The 19,108-nt window shown below is 66.8% G+C and carries 19 protein-coding genes and 1 pseudogene; 17 read left to right on the top strand and 3 right to left on the bottom strand.

The features are described 5' to 3' along the window. Positions 1–326: 326 nt before the first annotated feature. The 3 genes and pseudogenes from EX88_RS0102730 to EX88_RS0102715 all read right to left on the bottom strand — a co-directional run bounded on the left by EX88_RS0102730 (position 327) and on the right by EX88_RS0102715 (position 2,896). On the bottom strand, positions 327–1,178 hold the full coding sequence (locus EX88_RS0102730) for a sulfurtransferase (protein ID WP_031370482.1): 852 nt from the start codon (positions 1,176–1,178) through the stop codon (positions 327–329). Further along, positions 1,175–2,037 (bottom strand): annotated as a pseudogene (locus EX88_RS0102725) (NUDIX hydrolase). Before EX88_RS0102725 ends, EX88_RS0102730 begins: the two are co-directional and overlap by 4 nt. Positions 2,038–2,209: 172 nt before the next feature. Next, complete coding sequence (locus EX88_RS0102715; protein ID WP_031370479.1) at positions 2,210–2,896, bottom strand: FKBP-type peptidyl-prolyl cis-trans isomerase N-terminal domain-containing protein; 687 nt, start codon at positions 2,894–2,896, stop codon at positions 2,210–2,212. Positions 2,897–3,132: 236 nt separating this feature from the next. Here EX88_RS0102715 and EX88_RS0102710 point away from each other — a divergent pair, with 236 nt between their 5' ends. The 17 genes from EX88_RS0102710 to EX88_RS0102630 all read left to right on the top strand — a co-directional run bounded on the left by EX88_RS0102710 (position 3,133) and on the right by EX88_RS0102630 (position 19,072). Beyond that, positions 3,133–3,915, top strand: a complete 783-nt coding sequence (locus EX88_RS0102710; protein WP_031370478.1) for an enoyl-CoA hydratase-related protein — start codon at positions 3,133–3,135, stop codon at positions 3,913–3,915. Further along, on the top strand, positions 3,912–4,370 hold the full coding sequence (locus EX88_RS27365; RefSeq protein ID WP_318025782.1) for a hypothetical protein: 459 nt from the start codon (positions 3,912–3,914) through the stop codon (positions 4,368–4,370). The genes EX88_RS0102710 and EX88_RS27365 overlap by 4 nt, the downstream gene beginning before the upstream one ends. Before the next feature lie 242 nt (positions 4,371–4,612). Beyond that, the gene (nth, locus tag EX88_RS0102700) at positions 4,613–5,245 is read left to right on the top strand and encodes an endonuclease III (RefSeq protein WP_081930572.1); all 633 of its coding nucleotides are present in this window, start codon (positions 4,613–4,615) and stop codon (positions 5,243–5,245) included. Positions 5,246–5,390: 145 nt separating this feature from the next. After that, positions 5,391–6,665 (top strand): OprO/OprP family phosphate-selective porin, encoded by a 1,275-nt coding sequence (locus EX88_RS0102695; RefSeq protein ID WP_031370475.1) that lies wholly within the window; start codon positions 5,391–5,393, stop codon positions 6,663–6,665. Between the two features lie 217 nt (positions 6,666–6,882). Then, positions 6,883–7,902 carry a phosphate ABC transporter substrate-binding protein PstS gene (pstS, locus tag EX88_RS0102690; RefSeq protein WP_051884339.1) on the top strand — a complete coding sequence of 340 codons (1,020 nt, stop codon included), beginning with the start codon at positions 6,883–6,885 and terminating at the stop codon, positions 7,900–7,902. 540 nt (positions 7,903–8,442) lie between these two features. Next, positions 8,443–9,528, top strand: a complete 1,086-nt coding sequence (gene pstS, locus EX88_RS0102685; protein ID WP_031370473.1) for a phosphate ABC transporter substrate-binding protein PstS — start codon at positions 8,443–8,445, stop codon at positions 9,526–9,528. 310 nt (positions 9,529–9,838) lie between these two features. Continuing rightward, the gene (pstC, locus tag EX88_RS0102680; protein WP_031370472.1) at positions 9,839–10,810 is read left to right on the top strand and encodes a phosphate ABC transporter permease subunit PstC; all 972 of its coding nucleotides are present in this window, start codon (positions 9,839–9,841) and stop codon (positions 10,808–10,810) included. Continuing rightward, on the top strand, positions 10,810–11,715 hold the full coding sequence (gene pstA / locus EX88_RS0102675) for a phosphate ABC transporter permease PstA (RefSeq protein ID WP_051884338.1): 906 nt from the start codon (positions 10,810–10,812) through the stop codon (positions 11,713–11,715). Before pstC ends, pstA begins: the two co-directional genes overlap by 1 nt. Positions 11,716–11,749: 34 nt before the next feature. Beyond that, entirely contained in the window at positions 11,750–12,565 is an 816-nt protein-coding gene (gene pstB, locus EX88_RS0102670; protein WP_036147890.1) for a phosphate ABC transporter ATP-binding protein PstB, read from the top strand. 154 nt (positions 12,566–12,719) lie between these two features. After that, a complete protein-coding gene (gene phoU / locus EX88_RS0102665) occupies positions 12,720–13,430 on the top strand; it encodes a phosphate signaling complex protein PhoU (RefSeq protein WP_031370469.1) in 711 nt (236 codons plus the stop codon). 324 nt (positions 13,431–13,754) lie between these two features. Continuing rightward, positions 13,755–14,270: an RNA polymerase sigma factor gene (locus EX88_RS0102660; protein WP_031370468.1), complete on the top strand. Its 516-nt coding sequence runs from the start codon at positions 13,755–13,757 to the stop codon at positions 14,268–14,270. Between the two features lie 161 nt (positions 14,271–14,431). Further along, on the top strand, positions 14,432–14,833 hold the full coding sequence (locus tag EX88_RS0102655) for an HvfA family oxazolone/thioamide-modified RiPP metallophore (RefSeq protein ID WP_031370467.1): 402 nt from the start codon (positions 14,432–14,434) through the stop codon (positions 14,831–14,833). Between the two features lie 19 nt (positions 14,834–14,852). Further along, positions 14,853–15,725: an HvfB family MNIO-type RiPP peptide maturase gene (locus EX88_RS0102650; RefSeq protein ID WP_036147888.1), complete on the top strand. Its 873-nt coding sequence runs from the start codon at positions 14,853–14,855 to the stop codon at positions 15,723–15,725. A 14-nt stretch (positions 15,726–15,739) separates the two neighbouring features. Beyond that, a complete protein-coding gene (locus EX88_RS0102645) occupies positions 15,740–16,516 on the top strand; it encodes an HvfC family RiPP maturation protein (RefSeq protein ID WP_031370465.1) in 777 nt (258 codons plus the stop codon). A 60-nt stretch (positions 16,517–16,576) separates the two neighbouring features. Next, positions 16,577–17,242, top strand: a complete 666-nt coding sequence (locus EX88_RS0102640; protein ID WP_031370464.1) for an HvfX family Cu-binding RiPP maturation protein — start codon at positions 16,577–16,579, stop codon at positions 17,240–17,242. A gap of 131 nt (positions 17,243–17,373) precedes the next feature. Beyond that, positions 17,374–18,024, top strand: coding sequence for a ribonuclease T (gene rnt / locus EX88_RS0102635; RefSeq protein WP_031370463.1), 651 nt, complete (start codon positions 17,374–17,376; stop codon positions 18,022–18,024). A gap of 43 nt (positions 18,025–18,067) precedes the next feature. Then, positions 18,068–19,072, top strand: a complete 1,005-nt coding sequence (locus tag EX88_RS0102630; RefSeq protein WP_152566064.1) for a hypothetical protein — start codon at positions 18,068–18,070, stop codon at positions 19,070–19,072. Positions 19,073–19,108: the final 36 nt, after the last annotated feature.

Raw genomic sequence — 19,108 nt, 5'->3', positions numbered from 1 at the left:
CGGGCCTGTGATTCAAAGAGAAAGCGTTTTTCTTTGGTTACTTTCTTTTGTCGCTTTTGACAAAAGAAAGTAACCCGCCGCTTTAGTGGCGGAAACTTTTGGCGTTTGATCTTGATCTTGCTTGAGCGAAACGCCGCAAAGCCGTTGCAGCGCGATCGCGGCTCGCGCCGCTCCTACCCCTGCGGAAGCACGCCGCTTCGATGCGTGGCATCGGCGCAGTTGCTTCTGCGCGTCCCGCGGTCGCGGCTCACGCCGCTCCTACAGGAGAGCACCTACGGCGGTTCGGAGCTTCGATTGATGGCTGTGACGACTGCGCGTCCCTCGCCTCACTCGTCCCCGATCGCCACCGGCCGCTGCGGATCCTCGATCCAACCGCTCCAGGAACCGGTATACAACGCCGCCCCGTCGAAACCGGCATGCGCCATCGCCAGCAGATGGTGGCAGGCGGTCACGCCAGAGCCGCACATCACCGCGGTCTGCGCCGGCGCGCGGCCCGCGAGCAAGGGCGCGAATTCGCCGGCGAGCGTTTCGCTCGACTTGAAGCGGCCATCGGCGAGGTTGTTCGCATACGGGCGGTTGCGCGCACCGGGCACGTGGCCGGCGACGCGGTCGAGCGGTTCGACTTCGCCGCGGAAGCGCTCGCCGGCGCGCGCGTCGATCAGCAGGCCGCCGGAATCGAGCAAGGAACGCACGTCCTGCGCATCCAGCACGCGACGCGCGTCATAGCTGGCTTCGTAGCGGGTCGCTGCCGGCGCCGGCACGAGGTCGTCGCTCGGCAGGCCGAGCGCGGTCCAACGCTGCCAGCCGCCGTCGAGCACGGCGACGCGCTGGTGGCCGAGCACGCGCAGCAGGAACCACAGGCGCGCCGCGGCCAGGGCGCCGTCGCCGTTGTCGTAGACCACGACCTGGTGCTGCGGGGTGATGCCCCAGCGCCCGAGCGCGGCGGTGAAATCGTCGGCCTCGGGCCAGGGATGACGGCCGCCGCCGGATTTGCGGTGATCGGACAGGTCGCGGTCGAGATGCGCGTAACGCGCGCCTGGCACATGCGCCTGGCGATAAGCGGCTTCGCCCGCGGCCTTGTCGTTGAGAGCGAAGCGCGCGTCGACGACGATCAGATCGTCGCGGCCCAATGCCGCAGCGAGGTCCTCGGCCGATACGAGGGTGGTCCAGTCGCTCATCGGGTCGTCTCCAATCGCTGCCGCAGGTTCAACAGCATCGATGCGGTCGCGCCCCAGATGCGTTGGCTCGGATAGCGGTATTCGAGCACGTGGCGGGCGCGGCCCTTGTACTCGAGGGTGCGCGTGGTGAGGTTGTCGGGGTCGAGCAGGAAGGCCAGCGGCACTTCGAACACCTCGGCGACTTCGTTCGGGTCGGGCCGCGCGACGTAGGCCGGGTCGATCACCGCGACCAGCGGCAACACGCGAAAGCCGGTAATCGTCACCAGCGGGTCGAGGAAACCGAGCGGCGCGATCAACGCGGCCGGCACGCCGATTTCCTCTTCGGTCTCGCGCAAGGCGGCCGCGACCGCATCGGCATCGCCGGGTTCGATGCGGCCGCCGGGAAAGCTCACCTGGCCGCCGTGCTGGCGCAGGCCATCGGTGCGGCGCGTGAGCAACACCTGCACGCCCTCGGCGCGCAGCACCAGGCCGACCAGCACCGCGGCCTGCGCATGCAAGGCGTCGTCGGGCAACAGCCCGGTCAGGTCGTCGAGGTTCCAGCCGTCGCTTTCGGGCGCGGCATCGAGCGGATGCAGTGCCGCCAGCAGGCGGGTGCGTTCGCGCGAATCGCCGTCGAGGAAGTCGGCGCCCATGAAGGCCGGTGTTGGCGCAGGCGCGGTCACCGCAGCTTCGACTCGCGCTGTGGCAACACTACTTCCATCAGGCGCAGGCGCTCATCGTCGTTCATCTGCGACCAACGGGCGATTTCGGCCGTGGTGCGGTGGCAGCCCGAACACAGGCCGTCGTCGCCGAGTTGGCAGACACCGATGCACGGACTCAGCACCGCGCGGAATGTCGTCATATCGTCCACCGAGGCCATGCCGCCATTGTGCCTGGCGGGGCGACCTCGTAAAGCCCGACCGAGCGATCGGCAGGCCGTGCGAAACATCGGGCACCGCGCATCGAGTCCTGATATCGCTCGACCCGCCGCCCCGCTCCAGAAACGACTTGCGCCGGGCTAGCCGGCGCAAGTCTGTGACGCTTGTCTGATCTTACTTGACGCTGACCAGCTTGATTTCGAACTGCACGGCGACGTTCGGCGGGTACGGCGTGCGCGGGTCGGCGCCGTAGGCCTTGTCGGCCGGCAGGGTCACTTCCCACTTCGAACCGCTCGGCATCTGCAGCAGCACTTCGCGCATCGCCGCCATTTCGATTTCGCTGACCTTGATCGACGGAATCGAGTTGGCCGGACGCGCCTGCTCGGGACGCTGGCCCCACGGGAACGGACCGGCGACTTCCAGGGCGACGGTGCTGGCCTGGGTCGGCTTGGCGCCGGTACCGGTGTCGATGATGCGGTACTGCACGCCGCTCGGCAGCGTCTTCACGCCGGCCTTGGCCTTGTTGCCGTTGATGAAGGTGTCGCTCTTGCCCTTGTTTTCGGCAGCGGCCTTGTCCCACTCGGCCTTGGCCTTGTCCTGCTGGCGCTTCTGCATGTTCTGCACGGCAGTGCGCAGCTGGTCGACCGGCACCGACGGCTGCTTCTTGGCATAGCCGTCCTGCAGACCCTTGACGATCGTGTTGACATCGACCTGCTCACCGCTTTCGACGGCATTGCGGCCGAGGTCGTAACCGAGCGCATAGCTCAGCTTGCCCTTCTCGGAAGAAGTGTCCTGCGCGACGGCGTTGCCGGCGGTCAGTGCCAGGGCCGCAACGGCGGCAGCAATCAAACGCAACTTCATTCGGTGGAATCTCCGGTAATGGCACGGGGCGACTGCGTCGCCCCGATCGGCTAGGGGCATAGTCCAATCATGCCCCGATGTAGAAGCCCTGGGTCGGTCGTAAGTGCCCGACAGGACGAGTTAGGATACCGGCGGCAGCGCTTAACCGCCACTGACGACCGGAGATCTGACCGCGACGCAGGGCCGGAGTTCCCTGCCTGCCGCTCCCCATCCCCCCGGAATCCTACGGCCATCACATGACCGAATCGCCCCTGCTGATCGCCGATCGCGGCGCCGTGCGCCAGATCACCGTCAACCGTCCCGACAAGCTGAACGCGCTCAATGCCGCGACCCTGGACGCCCTGCTGGCCGCCTTCGAAGCCGCCGCCGCCGACCCGGCCGTGCGCGCCGTGGTCCTGACCGGCGCCGGCCCCAAGGCCTTCGTCGCCGGCGCCGACATCTCGGAAATGAACACCCTGACCCCGGTCCAGGGCCGCGACTTCTCCCAGCGCGGGCAGAAACTGATGCGCCGGATCGAGAAGATGCCCAAGCCCGTCATCGGCATGATCAACGGCTTTGCCCTCGGCGGCGGCCTGGAACTGGCGATGGGCTGCCACCTGCGCATCGCCTCCGACAACGCCAAGATCGGCCAGCCCGAGATCAACCTCGGCCTGATCCCGGGCTTCGGCGGCACCCAGCGCCTGCTGCGCCTGGCCGGCCGCGCCGCCACCCTGGAGCTGTGCCTGGTCGGCGCCCCGATCGACGCCGCGCGTGCGCGCGAGCTGGGCATCGTCAATCGCGTGGTGCCGGCGGCCGAACTCGAGGCCGAGACCTTCAAGCTCGCCGAACAGCTCGCCGCGGCCGCGCCGCTGGCGCTGCGCGGCGTGCTCGACTGCATCGCGGTCGGCGGCGAATGCGGGATCGAAGAAGGTTTGGAATACGAAACCGCGCAGTTCGGCCTGATGTTCGCGACCGACGACATGCGCGAAGGCACCACCGCCTTCCTCGAACGGCGCAAGCCCGCCTTCGCCGGAACGTGAGCGAGCGCACGTCCGCGCCCTGCCGCTGCGGCTGCGCCGATGCGCGCGGCGCGGCGGCGCACGCGATCGTCGCGGCGCTGGCGCAGGACGACCTGGATGCCGCGATCGCGCTCGGTTTGTTGAGCGCGAATTTCGACGACGGCGACGGCATCGTCTGTCGCCAGTGCACCGGCGCCTGCACCCAGGCGCTGCGCAGCGCGCGCGAGGCGCGCGTGCGCGCCCTGGCGGCGCGCGAACGTTACCGCGCACGCAACCTTCGTCTGCAGCGACGCGCCGACGAACGCGCCGCACAACGCGCGGCGACGCCTGCGCCCACGAGCGCGGCCGATAATTCAGTTGGCGACACCATTGCCGACACCTCTCCCCCCGCCACGCAGCGCCCGGCCCTGCCTTCGGCCGCCGCGGCCGCCTTGGCCCGCGCCAAGGCCAAGGCCGCGCAGCGCGGACCGACCTGAGACCGACCCTCCGCATGGCCAAGACCTCCCCGCCCGCCGCCAAGCCCGCCAGGAACGCCGCCAGCAAGACGCTCAAGCAGGCGACCAAAAAAGTCGCCAAGAAAGCCGTCGCAAAACCTGCTGCGAAATCCCCGGCCAAGCGCGCCGCAAGCAAACCCGCCACGACCAAGCCGGCGGCAAAAAAGACCGCGAAACCGGCCGAAAAACGCGTCGCCCGTCTCGCTCCGGCCGAGATCGAGGAGATGTTCTCGCGCCTGCAGGCGTTGAACCCGAAGCCGACCACCGAACTCGAATACAGCACGCCGTTCGAGTTGCTGGTCGCCGTGGTGCTGTCCGCGCAGGCCACCGACGTCGGCGTCAACAAGGCCATGCGCAAGTTGTTTCCGGTCGCCAACACGCCGCAGGCGATCACCGCGCTCGGCGTCGACGGGCTCAAGCCCTACATCGCCACGATCGGCCTGTTCAACACCAAGGCCGCGAACGTGATCGCCTTGTCGCAACAGCTCATCGACCTGCATGGCGGCGAGGTGCCGCACGACCGCGCCGCGCTCGAAGCCCTGCCCGGGGTCGGCCGCAAGACCGCCAACGTCGTGCTCAACACGGCCTTCGGCGAACCGACCATGGCGGTGGACACCCATATCTTCCGCGTCTCCAACCGCACCGGCCTGGCGCCCGGCAAGGACGTGCGCGCGGTCGAGGACGGCCTGCTCAAGGCGGTGCCCGCGCACTATCTGCACGACGCGCATCACTGGTTGATCCTGCACGGACGTTACGTTTGCAAGGCACGCAAGCCCGATTGCCCGCACTGCGCGATCCGTGATCTGTGCCGCTTCACAGACAAAACGCCCGGCGAACCCGAGCCCATAGCGGCTTGATTTAAAAAGAAAATCCAACCGGTGCACCGTGCTTGCGCGAGCGTCATCGCAGCGTCATGCCTGCGAAATAAGTCAGATCTGTCACATTTACGCAACTTTCACACTCTAGCCTGCGCGCCATCACTCCACGCCTCAGGGCTAGACCATGAAACTCTCCCGCAACACCCTTGCCGTCGCGTTGTTCGCCGCTCTCGCAGCGCCCGCCGCGCACGCCGAAATCGCACTCGACGTCATCGGCGACTCGGAAGTCACCTTCGAAGGTCTGCTGCAGGCGGATTACAACGATTTCAACAGCGACGTCCTCAACCTCAACGCCGACGTGCCGGACGGCAAAGACAACGACAACGAACTGCGCCGCGCCGAGCTGGTGCTGAAGGGCAAGGGCCCGGGCAACATCGAGTGGGTCGCCGGTTACGACGCCAAGGCCGACAAGTTCCTCGACGTCAATCTGAAGTACAAGCTCGGCGGCAACGCCAACCACTACATCCAGGTCGGCCAGTACAAGCAGCCGAACAGCCTGGAAGAGCTGTCCTCGACCAAGAACAATGACTTCATCTCCAAGGCGATGGTGACCAACACCTTCGGCGTGGCGCGCCGTCTCGGCGCCGCCTACAGCTACGGCACCAACGACTGGAGCCTGACCGCGAGCTACTTCGGCCGCGAGCTGACCCGTAACCTCGCCCACGGCTCGGGCTACGGCCTGCGCGGCACCTTCGCGCCGATCAACGAGAAGGGCAACATCCTCCACTTCGGCCTGTCCTACGTCAACCTCGACACCGACGCCGACACCGTGCGCATCCGCACTCGTCCGCAGGTCGACCTCGCGGCCGGCCGCCTGGTCGACACCGGTAACCTGCTCAACGTCGACCGCCAGAACACCATCGGCGCCGAGGCGATGTGGGTGCACGGCCCGGTCAAGGTCCAGGCCGAGTACATGCGTTCGGAATTCGACCGCTACGCCACCCGCTCCATCGCCCAGCCGGGCAAGAAGTTCAGCGGCGACAGCTTCTACGTCAGCGGCGTGTGGAACATCACCGGCGAGACCTGGGGCTACAAGGGCGGCGTGCCGACCACCCCGCTGCCCGACGAGCCCGCCAGCGGCATGTGGCAGGTCGGCCTGCGCTACGACAAGATCGACCTCAACGACGGCTCGCTGCGCCCGGGCGCGACCCCGACCGCCGCTCCGATCGTCGACGGCGTGCTCGGCGGCGAAATGGACGCCTGGACGGTCGGCGTGAACTGGTACTGGCGCTCGAACTTCAAGTTCATGCTCGACTACTCGATCGTCGACAGCTCGCGCTACATCGGCAAGACCAGCGCCACCTACTCGCAGACCGCGGCCTACAACAACCGCACCTTCAACCGCGTCGTCGACGACAGCCCGAACGTGATCTCGGCGCGCGTGCAGTTCTACTGGTAAGCCGCGGCTTACCGCTCCGATCGGACATCTCTCCCCCTCGATCGGCAACGATCGTTACGGGCGCGGCCTAGGCCGCGCCCTTCTTTTGCGCGCACCGTGCGTCGGAAAGAAAGGGATGTCACGTCTCTGTCATGTTTTCGCCTCGTGACTGTCATCGAACCGTTATGAAATTCGCCGCAACGGATTCGTGCCAGCCGTCTCTCTTCAGGAGCTCACCGTGTTCAAGTCTCTGTCCTTCCGCCTGACCGCACTCGCCCTCGCGACCGCGTTCGCCGTCAACGCCCAGGCCGCCGACGTCACCGGCGCGGGCGCGTCGTTCGTGTATCCCGTGATGTCGAAGTGGTCGGCCGACTACGCCAAGTCGACCAGCAAGAAAGTGAACTACCAGTCGATCGGCTCCGGCGGCGGCATTGCCCAGATCAAGGCCGCGACGGTCGACTTCGGTTCCTCCGACGCCCCGCTCAAGCCCGAAGAGCTCGCCAAGTTCGGCCTAGCCCAGTTCCCGTCGGTGATCGGCGGCGTGGTGCCGGTGATCAACGTGCCGGGCGTGGCCTCGGGCGCGATGAAGCTCGACGGCGCGACCCTCGCCGGCATCTTCCTCGGCAAGATCAGCATGTGGAACGACCCGGCGATCGTCGCCCTCAACGGCGGCCTGAAGCTGCCGGCGAAGAAGATCACCGTCGTCCACCGTTCCGACGGTTCGGGCACGACCTTCAACTTCGTCAACTACCTGTCCAAGGTCAGCGGCGATTGGAAGAGCTCGGTCGGCGAAGGCACCGCGGTCAAGTGGCCGACCGGCATCGGCGGCAAGGGCAACGAAGGCGTGGCCGCCTACGTCAAGCAGATCCAGGGCGGCATCGGCTATGTCGAGCTGTCGTACGCGCTGCAGAACAAGATGGCGTACTCGCGCCTGAAGAACGCCGACGGCAATTTCGTGCTGCCGACCGACGAGACCTTCTCGGCCGCCGCCGCCAGCGCCAACTGGGCCGACGCCAAGGACTTCTACCTGGTCATGACCAATGCGCCGGGCGAGAACTCTTGGCCGATCACCGCGACCAACTTCATCCTGATGTACAAGCAGCCCAAGAACGCCGCCGGCGCCAAGAACGCCAAGGAATTCTTCCGCTGGGTCTACGCCAACGGCGACCAGCAGGCCAAGACGCTCGACTACGTGCCGCTGCCGGACGCGCTGGTCAAGCAGATCGAGACCTACTGGACGGCGAACATGAACTACTGATCCGACCGATCGTCGGATCCGGGGGGATCCTTCAGATTGGGGAGATCGGACGAAACGGGCCTTCGGGCCCGTTTTGTTTTGGGCGCGGGATCGGGATCGGGAATCGGGAATCGGGAGTGGGGAGTGGGGAGTCGAGAATTGGGAGCCGGGAGCCGGGAGACTTCAGCATCCGGCCTGGATGAAACCCCGGGTACTCGGCTCCGCCGAAGTTCAGCGGAGCCCGCCTTCGCGGGAACGGCGGTAGCTGGGTGAGAGGACTCTGCCCCGCCATCGTCCCGACGACGACGCTAGGGACGCGCACCAGCCCCTGGCCCGACGCCCCAAATCGCCCGTGCCGCAGTCGAATCGGAAACCGTGCCTGGGGCGGTTTGTTACCGCCAAACAGCAGCTCCAGCCCCGCAAACCGCGACTTTCAACACCCCTCCCGCCCTTTCGCTACAGATTCATTACGAATCCATGTCATAGCCGTGTAACAAAAAGATCATCAAATGGCGCCATCCGAGCCGGCGCCCTCGCCGGCCTTCTTTCATGGAGCTGTACATGAAATCGTCGCCGGCCCGCATCGCCGTCCTCTCTATCGCCATTACCCTGGCCGCCGCCGCGTGCTCGGGCAGCCAGACGCCGGCCCCGGCCGCCGACGGCAAGACCGAGGCCGCTACGCCCGCGGGCGACCAGGTCGCCGCGCAGATCACCGGCGCCGGCGCGACCTTCATCTTCCCGCTGCTGTCGAAGTGGTCGGACGACTACAACAAGGCCACCGGCGCCAAGGTCAACTACCAGTCGATCGGTTCCGGCGGCGGCATCGCCCAGATCAAGGCCGGCACGGTCGATTTCGGCTCCTCCGACAAGCCGCTGCCGAGCGAAGAGCTCGCCGCCGCCGGCCTCGGCCAGTTCCCCTCGGCGATCGGCGGTGTGGTGCCGGTGGTCAACGTCGAAGGCATCGAAGCCGGCAAGCTGCGCCTGACCGGCCCGCTGCTCGCCGACATCTTCCTCGGCAACGTCGGCAAGTGGAACGACGCGGCGATCGCCGCGGTCAACCCGGGCGTCGCCCTGCCCGACCTGAAGATCAACATCGTCCACCGCTCCGACGGTTCGGGCACCACCTTCAACTTCTCCAACTACCTGTCCAAGGTCAGCCCGGCCTGGCAGAGCAAGGTCGGCGAAGGCACCTCGGTGCAGTGGCCCGGCGGCGTGGGCGGCAAGGGCAACGAAGGCGTGGCTTCGTACGTGAAGCAGATCAAGGGTTCGATCGGCTACGTCGAACTGGCCTATGCGCTGCAGAACAAGATGGCGCACACGCAGTTGCAGAACGCCGCGGGCAACTTCGTCCAGCCGAGCGCCGAGGCCTTCCAGGCCGCGGCCTCGACCGCCGACTGGGCCAGCGCGAAAGACTTCAACCTGGTCATCACCAATGCCGGCGGCGCGCAATCCTGGCCGATCACCGCGACCAATTTCATCCTGATGTACAAGCAGCCCAAGGACGCCAAGCGCAGCGCCGACACCCGCGCGTTCTTCAAGTGGGCCTTCGAGAACGGCCAGTCGCAGGCGCAGGGCCTGGACTACGTGCCGCTGCCGCCGGAACTGGTCAAGCAGATCGAAGCCTACTGGGCTGCCGAGTTCAAGTGACCCATTAGCCCGCGTCCGCATAGCGAGCGCGGCATTGCCTATGGGTCATCTCCGCGAAGGCGGGGTTCCAGAGACCTCAGGCGTTCTCGCACGAAAGTCCGGTGGATCCCCGCCTGCGCGGGGATGACGAGCAGGAAAGGTCGCAGCCACCGAAGCTGCGATCCCATCGCACCCGCACTACCGCATATATCTACATCTCTATCGCAACGGCTACTGCAGCACCCGCACCACGCCCGATCAGCACCCCGCATCCGCCACAGCCCCGCACGCTCCCGATGCAACGCACTGCCACGACGGACCTCCCTTCGCAATGAACGCGACCGCCCTACCCGCCCGATCCGGTATTTCCAGCCGCGATGGCAAAGATGCGCGCAACGACCGTCTGTTTCGTTATGTGCTCACCGCCACCGTCATCTTCGTTCTGTTCGCTCTCGCCAGCGCCGCCTTGTCGATGCTCTGGGGCGGCCGCCACGTGCTGGCCAAGGAAGGTCTCGATTTCTTCATCACCGCCGAATGGAACCCGGTCGAGGACCAATACGGCGCGCTCGTTCCGATCTACGGCACCATCGTCACCGCGCTGATCGCGATGGTGATCGCCGTGCCGGTGAGCTTCGGCATCGCCTTCTTTCTGACCGAAGTCGCGCCGCGCTGGGCGCGCGGCCCGATCGGCACCGCCATCGAGCTGCTCGCCGGCATTCCCTCGATCATCTACGGCATGTGGGGCCTGTTCGTGTTGGTGCCGGTGATGACCGAACACGTCACGCCCTGGCTCAACGACAACGTCGGCACCTGGCCGGTGATCGGCAAGCTGTTCCAGGGCCCACCGCTCGGCATCGGCATGCTCACCGCCGGCATCGTCCTGGCGATCATGGTGATCCCGTTCATTTCCTCGGTGATGCGCGAAGTGTTCCTGACCGTGCCGACCCGTCTCAAGGAGTCGGCCTACGCGCTGGGCTCGACCAAGTGGGAAGTCAGCTGGGACATCGTCCTGCCCTACACCCGCTCGGCGGTGATCGGCGGCGTCTTCCTCGGCCTCGGCCGCGCCCTCGGCGAAACCATGGCGGTCGCCTTCGTGATCGGCAACTCGGTCAACTTCTCGGCTTCGTTGCTCGAACCCGGCACGACCATCGCCGCGCTGATCGCCAACGACTTCGGCGAAGCCACCGAGACCTATCGCTCGGCCCTGCTGCTGCTCGGCTTCGTGCTGTTCATCGTGACCTTCTTCGTGCTCGCCGCCGCACGGCTGATGCTGATGCAACTCTCGCGCAAGGAGGGCAACTGATGAACGCGACTCCCGCTCCCATCGACGCCGAACTGCAGCGCCGCCACCGCGTCGCCGATTCGCTGTACGGCCGGCGCCGCGTGTTCAACGCGATCGCCGTGATCATGGCCTGCGCGGCCGCCGCGTTCGGCCTGTTCTTCCTCGGCTGGATTCTCTACACCCTGCTCGCCAAGGGCCTGGGCGGCATCAACCTCGCGCTGTTCACCCAGAACACGCCGCCGCCGATGCAGGAAGGCGGCCTGCTTAACGCGTTCTTCGGCAGCGCGGTGATGTGCCTGATCGCGATCGTGCTCGGCACGCCGCTCGGCATCGCCGCCGGCACCTGGCTGGCCGAGTACGGCGCCGGCCGCAAGATCGGTACCGTGGTGCGCTTCGTCAACGACATTCTGTTGTCGGCGCCGTCGATCGTGCTCGGCCTGTTCGTCTACACCTTAGTGGTAATGCAGAGCGGCGGCAATTTCTCGGCCTTGGCCGGTGCGATCTCGCTGGCCTTCATCGTGCTGCCGGTGGTGGTGCGCACCACCGACGAAATGCTGCGCCTGGTGCCTTCGCAGATGCGCGAGGCCGCGCTGTCGCTCGGCGTGCCGCAGTGGAAGGTGATCGTGCAAGTGCTGTACCGCAGCGCCTCGGCCGGCATCGTCACCGGCGTCCTGCTCGCCCTGGCGCGTATTTCCGGCGAGACCGCGCCGCTGCTGTTCACCGCTTTCGGCAACCAGTACTGGAGCCACAACGTGCTGCAGCCGATGGCCAGCGTGCCGGTGGTGATGAACCAGTTCGCCGGCAGCCCCTACGAAACCTGGCAGACCCTCGCCTGGGCCGGCGCCCTGGTGCTCACCTTCTTCGTCCTGATCGTCAGCCTGCTCGCCCGCGCCCTCGTGTTGCGCAATCGGATCTCCAATGACTGATCTCTCGAACCAACCCGTTGCCCGGACCCCGGCCATGAACGATGCACGCCTTTCCGTCGCCACCCCGGACCGCGCCGCGGCCGTGGTAGGCGCTTCGCCGGTCAAGCTCGCCGCGCGCGGCCTGGACTTCTACTACGACAAGTTCCACGCGCTGAAGTCGATCCACCTGGAGATCCCCGAGAAGCAGGTCACCGCGCTGATCGGCCCATCGGGTTGCGGCAAGTCGACCCTGCTGCGCATCTTCAACCGCATCTACGCGCTGTACCCGAAGCTGGAAGCGCACGGCGAAGTGCTGCTCGACGGCGAGAACATCCTCGACCCGAAGTACCCGATGAACCGCCTGCGCAGCAAGGTCGGCATGGTGTTCCAGAAGCCGGTGCCGTTCCCGATGACGATCTTCGAGAACGTGGCCTACGGCATCCGCCACCACGAGAAGTTGTCGAAGTCGGAAATGAACGACCGCGTCGAGCAGGCCCTGCGCCAGGGCGCGCTGTGGGACGAGGTCAAGGACAAGCTGGGCCAGAGCGCCCTGGGCCTGTCCGGCGGCCAGCAGCAGCGCCTGTGCATCGCCCGCGCGGTGGCGTTGAAGCCGTCGGTGCTGCTGCTCGACGAACCGACCTCGGCGCTCGACCCGATCTCGACCAGCCGCATCGAGCAGCTCGTCGAAGAGCTCAAGAAGGACTACACGATCGCGATCGTGACCCACAACATGCAGCAGGCCGCGCGCGTGTCCGATTTCACCGCCTTCATGTACCTGGGCGACCTGATCGAACACGGCCCGACCGAACAGATTTTCTCCAAGCCGACGAAGCAGCAGACCGAGGATTACATCACGGGCCGCTTTGGGTAAGGCGCCGCGCTCAGCCTGTGCCCTATCGGCACAGGCTGCGGCGCCGAACGCCCGGCCATGGATGGCCGGGCCGGACCGTCCGGAGATGCGCTGTCCCGCCAGGGATGGCATCGTCGGCCCAGCAACAACACGAGCGAGACTCGGACACACCTAAATGAGCACCCAAATGCACGACCACATCGTCAAGAGCTACGACGACGAGCAGCGCCGCCTGCTCGACGAAACCCTGCGCATGGGCGAGATGGCCGCGTCCCAGCTCGAAGCCGCGCTCGACGTGGTCCAGCGCCGCGACGACAAGGCCGCCGAGCGGATCATCGCCAACGACGAGGCGATCGACGCGCTCGAACAGGAAATCAGCCACGACGTCATGAAGCTGGCCCTGCGCGGGCCGATGGCGCGCGACCTGCGCGAAATCCTGGCGGCGATCCGCATCGCCTCGGACATCGAGCGCGTCGGCGACTACGCCGCCAACGTCGCCAAGCGTTCGACCGCGCTGAATCTGTCGCCGCCGCTGCCGCACGTGGCCGGCCTGCACGCGCTGGGCACCCTCGCGGTCAAGCAACTGCGCGACGTGCTGTCGGCCTATCGCGACAACGACATCGAACTGGCGCAGAGCGTGCGCGCCCGCGACGCCGAGGTCGACACCGCCTACACCGGCCTGTTCCGCGAGCTGCTGACCTACATGATGGAAGACGCGCGCAGCATCACCGCCTGCACCCATTTGCTGTTCATGGCCAAGAACATCGAGCGTATCGGCGACCACGCCACCAACATCGCCGAGAACGTCTGGTTCCTGGTCAAGGGCGAAGAGCAGTTGCCGCCGCGCGAGAAGCGCGACGACACCAACACTACCGGCGCGGTCTGACCCGGCCCCACCCGCTCCGGCAGGCTCCGGAGCGGGGATCGCGCAGACGCGTCGCGCTGCGTTGCAGCAAAACCGCGGCCGCCGCCATCGGCCGATGAGCGGCCCCACGCACCGCCCCGCTGCCACTGCCGCGGTCCGCATTCGGAATGCCCGCATCCGCTCGGCTTCTGCAAACGGTTACAGCCGTTCCAGACTGAATCCGATCTAAACGAATCCGCCAACGGCGTCGCAATCGCGAACCGATCGGCCCCTCTCCAAACTCTTGGTACATGCCCGCAGCGCCCTGCCGCGGTGTATTTTGCGTACCTCGGAGGAGACCCGGGCATGACCTTGCTGATAGCGAACGGGGATTTGGCGGCCGCCCGATCGGGCGATCGCGCCGCGCTGGAGCGCGTGCTGACGCACTCGCGCCAGGATCTGCGCCGCTACGCCGAGTACCACTGCGTCATCAACGACATCGAGGATGCGGTCCAGGAAAGCCTGATCACCGTCTCGCGCAAGTTGCGCGACCTGCGCGTGCTCGAATGCTTCGTTTCTTGGACCTTCCGCATCGTCAAGCGCGAGTGCAACCGTCTCAAGCGCGGTCGGCGTATGCTCAGCGGCGACGTCATCACCGATGAAATCCTGCCGGTGGCCACTCCCGAGCCCTGCGAATGGCGCCACGATGTCGCCGCCGCACTCGAATCCCTGCCTGCGCACTACCGCGAAATCGTCCTGTTGCGCGACCTGGAGGGCCTGACCATCGCCGAGATCGGCGATCAGCTCGGGCTCAGCCGCGAAGCGGTGAAATCGCGCCTGCATCGGGCTCGCGTCCTGGCCCGTGAGTATCTCGCTCCGTGACGCATCCCTGCCTCGCTTCCACCCGTATCGCCAAGCCGCCCCCGGATTCGTAACCGCTCACTTCGATACCGTTGCACATCGCATCCAGACGGAACCCGGCACACTGGGCCGTTCATCCCGCCGGCGGGCCTCCCGCCGTCATCGCCACGTAGGAGTCATCCATGTCCAAGCAAATCAAGAAGCCCATCGCCCTCGCTATCGGCGCCACCCTGCTCGGCGGCCTGAGCCTGTCGGCTTCCGCGTTCGCCATGAGCGATCTCTCCCAGGGCTATCTGCTCGGCGCCCAGCAGGCTCCGCCGGCCGCCGAGAAGGCCGCCGACGCCAAGGCCGCCGCCGATATGACCAAGCACGCCGAAGGTACCTGCGGCGCCGACAAGAAGGCGAAGGAAGGCAGCTGCGGCGGCGACAAGAAGCACGCCGAAGGCAAGTGTGGCGAAGGCAAGTGCGGCGCCGACAAGAAGAAGGCCGGCGAAGGCAAGTGCGGTGAAGGCAAGTGCGGCGCCGACAAGAAGAAGGCCGGTGAGGGCAAGTGCGGCGAAGGCAAGTGCGGCGGTTCGATCTGATCGCTGCGCATCGATGACGATGGACGGCTCGCGTCCCCTGAAACCGGATGCCGTCGGCCTCGGCCTGCGGCGGGCCCTGCTGGGCCCGCTGCAGTCCGCCGCGGCCGGTGATTTCGATTTCCTCGAATGCGCACCGGAGAACTGGATCGGCATCGGCGGCCGCTACGGCGAAGCGCTGCGCGAGTTGAGTTCGCGCCACGCGCTGGTCTGCCACGGCTTGTCGCTGTCGCTGGGCGGCACCGAGCCGCTCGACGAAACATTCCTGATCCGCGTCCGCCGTTTTCTCGACGAACACCGCGTCGCCTGCTACAGCGAGCACCTGAGCTATTGCAGCGACGACGGCCATCTCTACGACCTGCTGCCGATCCCGTTCACCGAGGAAGCCGTGCACCACGTCGCCGCACGCATCCGCCGCACCCAGGACATCGTCGGCCGCCGCATCGCGGTCGAGAACGCCTCCTACTACGGCGCGCCGCACCAGGAAATGAGCGAGATCGAGTTCACCCGCGCGGTGCTCGCCGAAGCCGATTGCGAGCTGCTGCTCGACGTCAACAACATCTACGTCAATTCGATCAACCATCGCTACGACGCGCGCGAATTCCTCGCCGCGATGCCGGGCGAACGCATCGCCTACCTGCACGTCGCCGGCCATTACGACGAGGCCGAAGACCTCAAGGTCGACACCCATGGCGCCCCGGTCAAGCACGAAGTCTGGTCGCTGCTCGGCGACGCCTACCGTTTGTTCGGCGCGCGCCCGACCCTGCTCGAACGCGATTTCAATTTCCCGCCGTACGAAGAACTCGTCGGCGAGCTCGACATCGTCCGCCAGGTGCTGCGCGAAGCCGCGCCGCAAACCGCCGCGCCCCGTGCTCGCGCCCAAGCCGCACGATGAGCGACGACGCAAGCATGAGCGACGCCCCTTCGCGACTGCGCGCGCAGCAGTTCGAGCTGACCCGCCACCTGCGCGACCCGGCAACCAGCCCGGCGCCCGCCGGCATCGAAGACCGCCGCCTCGGGATCTATCGCGACCTGCTGTTCAACAATATCGAAGGCCTGTTGGCGAGCAATTTCCCGGTCATCCGCAAGCTGCTCGGCGAGCGACGCTGGACCGCGCTGGTGCGCGATTTCTACCGCGACCATCGCTGCCACACCCCGCTGTTCGCCGAGATCGCCCGCGAATTCCTGCGCTACCTGCCCGAACGCGACGACGGCGATCCGCCCTTCCTGGCGGAGCTGGCGCATTACGAATGGGTCGAACTCGCGCTGCAGCTCAGCGAAGCGCAGGCACCGCAGGACGACGCCGGCATCGGCGACGCCGACCTGCTCGAACACGCGCCGCAGTTGTCGCCGCTGGCCTGGCCGCTGGCCTACGCCTGGCCGGTGCACCGCCTCGGCCCGGACCATCAGCCCGAACAGCCGCCGCCGGCCCCGACCTTGTTGCTGCTGCGCCGCGAGGCCGACGGCGAGGTGCGTTTCTCCGAGTTGAGCCCGCTCGCCTTCCGCCTGATCGAACGCATCGGCGAAGCGCCGGAACTCAGCGCGCGCGAACAATTGCAGGCGCTGGCGCAGGAAGCCGGCAGCGACGACCTCACCGCCTTTCTCGAATCGGGCCAGGGACTGTTGCGGCAGATGCGCGCCAGCGGCGTGATCTTTTTTACCGCGGCGGCGAATCCTTCCGCCTGAGCGCCGCCTCTTTAGTGGAAAGCGCCGGCCGATCGGCGCAGGTCCCCACTGGAGCAGCTCATGGCCCGTCCCCGTATCGCAACCTGCCTCGCCCTGCGCGATCGTCTCACCGGCGTGAGCGCCTGGCTCTCGCCGCTCGGCCTGCGCCTGGTGCTGGCCTGGGAGTTCTACGAATCCGGGCGCGAAAAGCTGCACGGCGAAAACTGGTTCGGCGCGGTCATGGCGAATTTCCCGTTTCCGTTCGACCGTGTGCCCGCGGACCTGAGTTGGGGCATGGCGACCTGGTTCGAGCTGCTCGGCGGTGTGGCCCTGTTGCTCGGCCTGGGCACGCGCCTGGTCGCCGCCTCGCTGTTCGTGCTGACCGTGGTCGCCATCGCCGCCGTGCATTGGCCGCAGGACTGGATGGGCCTGTCCCAGCTCGTCCAGGGCTATGCCATCACCGATAACGGCGCCGGCAACTACAAACTGCCGTTGCTGTTCCTGGTGATGCTGTGGCCGCTGATCCTCGACGGCGCCGGCCGCCTCAGCATCGACGCCCTGCTCGCGCGCGTGGCCGCCCTGTGCCCACCGACGCCGCGCGACGACCCGACCGGCTGGGGCCTGGTCCTGCTGCCGGTCGGCCTGGTCGTGGCGATGCTGCTGCCGGCGCCGGGCCTGGCTCTGGCCGGGCTCGGTGCGGCTCTGCTGCTGTTTGCGGCGGCCCGTTCGCGCCGCATCGAAGGGTAGGTGCGGCGTCGCACAGGGATTTCCTTCGGTCACAAGCCGCGACCGCGACATCGCAACGACGACGCTCCTGCCCAAGGCAGGTTCTGCGTCCCCGGAACGACCGATTCGCGACAACCTGCTAGGCTTTCGCGATGATCGAAACCGGCCCCACTCCGTCCACCGCCCCCGCGGCCCCCACCCTCGCCAACCGTTTCCGTGGCTACTTGCCGGTCGTCGTCGATGTCGAAACCGGCGGCTTCGATTGGAACAAGCACGCCCTGCTCGAGATCGCGGTACAGCCGCTCGAACTCGATGCCGACGGCCGCCTGGTCCCGGGCCCGATGAGCAGCGCCCATGTCGTGCCCGCGCCCGGCACCTTGATCGACCCCAAGTCGCTCGAAGTGACCGGCATCGACATCGACCACCCGTTCCGCGACGCCAAACCCGAGCGCCAGGCCCTGGAGAGCGTGTTCGCGCCGGTGCGCGAAGCGCTCAAACGCCAAGGCTGCCAGCGCGCGATCCTGGTCGGCCACAACGCCCACTTCGATCTGAACTTCCTCAACGCCGCGGTCGCCCGCAGCGGCCACAAACGCAATCCCTTCCACCCCTTCAGCGTGTTCGACACCGTCACCCTCGCCGGCGTCGCCTACGGCCAGACCGTGCTCGCGCGCGCGCTGCAGGCCGCCGAGCTGGAATGGAACGCCCAGGACGCGCATTCGGCCGTCTACGACACCGAACGCACCGCGCAATTGTTCTGCAAGATCGTCAACGCCTGGCCGCAGCGCGGCATTGCCACGCCCTAGCGGTTCGAGCCCGAACCGCTGCGCTTCGACAAGGAGTCGGCCCGTGCGCACATCACCGAACAACTCATCCCCCTACGTCTGGCTGCCCGGCCAGGGCCCCAATGCAGGCGCCTTACAGCGCCTGCGTGAACGCGCCTTTTTGCCCAAGCAAGCGATGGGCGAAGCCTGGTTCATGGGCCAGGAGCGGCGCATGTACACGGCGCTGATGCACGAAGATCCGCAACAGTGGCCGCGCAGTGAGCTGGATTCGGCGCTGTACGAACTGAGCTCGGGCCCCGCTTCGTTCGGGCCGATGCACGAATGGAGTCTGTGGTTCGCGTTCCTGTTGCCGCGTGCACTCGAACTGGTCGGGCGATTCCGAGCCGATGCCTTTATCGATCGACAACTCTGCGCGGCGCTCGTTACCGCGACGTTCGTCCACTTTCCCGACCCGGAACAGTTGCCGGCGGGCGTACGCCGCGACCTGCTCGACACGCTGGGCCGCGCGATGTTCGCGCCTTCGCACTGGAGCGCCTCCGGATTGGCTGTGAACGCGTTCTGCTCGCCGATGCAACGCCTGCCCGGCCTCCACCCCGGCGAGTCGCTTTATCCCGCCGATGCGTTCTCGGCCTCGTGCACGCTGATTGCCAAGTACCTGGAACCCGAGTGCATCGAGGGCTGGCTGGCGTCCGCACTGGCCATCGAGGATCCGTACTGGCGCGCGGGCTGGGTGGCCTGGCTCGCTGGCGCAGCGCCGATGCTGCTCGACGGCGCCTATCCGGATGCGCTGCCTTTCCATAGCGAACATCCGACTGCCTGGTCAAACAGCCATCTGCTGCAAGCGCCGTCGGCATTGGTCGTGACCGGCGCTCCCGCGGCCTCATTCCTCGGCTCAGAATCCCGTCATGCCCTGACAGCGGCATTGCGAAGGCAGTTAAACCGCGAACGGCTGCAGCGATGGGGCACGCGCCTGAGCGAGGCCGGCGCGCAACCCCCGGACTTCGAATACTTTCTCGTGCAATACCGCAACGCGGCCAGACTCGTCCTAGACCGCTACCAGTTGGACTGAACCTGCTTGCGTCGGCGATGTTGCAACCAAGCAACA

The organism is Lysobacter antibioticus (genome assembly GCF_000731095.1).
Lineage (GTDB): Bacteria > Pseudomonadota > Gammaproteobacteria > Xanthomonadales > Xanthomonadaceae > Lysobacter > Lysobacter antibioticus_B.
Note: the sequence above shows the minus strand (reverse complement) of the source record. Positions and strands in the feature narration are given on the sequence as shown.

Excerpts from the sequence above, each read along its gene's own strand:
- EX88_RS0102660 (WP_031370468.1), top strand. The coding sequence starts at position 13,755 with ATGACCTTGCTGATAGCGAACGGGGATTTGGCGGCCGCCCGATCGGGC.
- EX88_RS0102710 (WP_031370478.1), top strand. The coding sequence starts at position 3,133 with ATGACCGAATCGCCCCTGCTGATCGCCGATCGCGGCGCCGTGCGCCAG.
- nth (WP_081930572.1), top strand. The coding sequence starts at position 4,613 with ATGTTCTCGCGCCTGCAGGCGTTGAACCCGAAGCCGACCACCGAACTC.
- EX88_RS0102640 (WP_031370464.1), top strand. The coding sequence starts at position 16,577 with ATGGCCCGTCCCCGTATCGCAACCTGCCTCGCCCTGCGCGATCGTCTC.
- EX88_RS0102715 (WP_031370479.1), bottom strand. The coding sequence starts at position 2,896 with ATGAAGTTGCGTTTGATTGCTGCCGCCGTTGCGGCCCTGGCACTGACC.
- EX88_RS0102645 (WP_031370465.1), top strand. The coding sequence starts at position 15,740 with ATGAGCGACGCCCCTTCGCGACTGCGCGCGCAGCAGTTCGAGCTGACC.
- EX88_RS0102730 (WP_031370482.1), bottom strand. The coding sequence starts at position 1,178 with ATGAGCGACTGGACCACCCTCGTATCGGCCGAGGACCTCGCTGCGGCA.
- EX88_RS0102650 (WP_036147888.1), top strand. The coding sequence starts at position 14,853 with ATGGACGGCTCGCGTCCCCTGAAACCGGATGCCGTCGGCCTCGGCCTG.
- rnt (WP_031370463.1), top strand. The coding sequence starts at position 17,374 with ATGATCGAAACCGGCCCCACTCCGTCCACCGCCCCCGCGGCCCCCACC.
- pstA (WP_051884338.1), top strand. The coding sequence starts at position 10,810 with ATGAACGCGACTCCCGCTCCCATCGACGCCGAACTGCAGCGCCGCCAC.
- phoU (WP_031370469.1), top strand. The coding sequence starts at position 12,720 with ATGAGCACCCAAATGCACGACCACATCGTCAAGAGCTACGACGACGAG.
- pstC (WP_031370472.1), top strand. The coding sequence starts at position 9,839 with ATGAACGCGACCGCCCTACCCGCCCGATCCGGTATTTCCAGCCGCGAT.
- EX88_RS0102655 (WP_031370467.1), top strand. The coding sequence starts at position 14,432 with ATGTCCAAGCAAATCAAGAAGCCCATCGCCCTCGCTATCGGCGCCACC.
- pstS (WP_031370473.1), top strand. The coding sequence starts at position 8,443 with ATGAAATCGTCGCCGGCCCGCATCGCCGTCCTCTCTATCGCCATTACC.
- EX88_RS0102695 (WP_031370475.1), top strand. The coding sequence starts at position 5,391 with ATGAAACTCTCCCGCAACACCCTTGCCGTCGCGTTGTTCGCCGCTCTC.
- pstB (WP_036147890.1), top strand. The coding sequence starts at position 11,750 with ATGAACGATGCACGCCTTTCCGTCGCCACCCCGGACCGCGCCGCGGCC.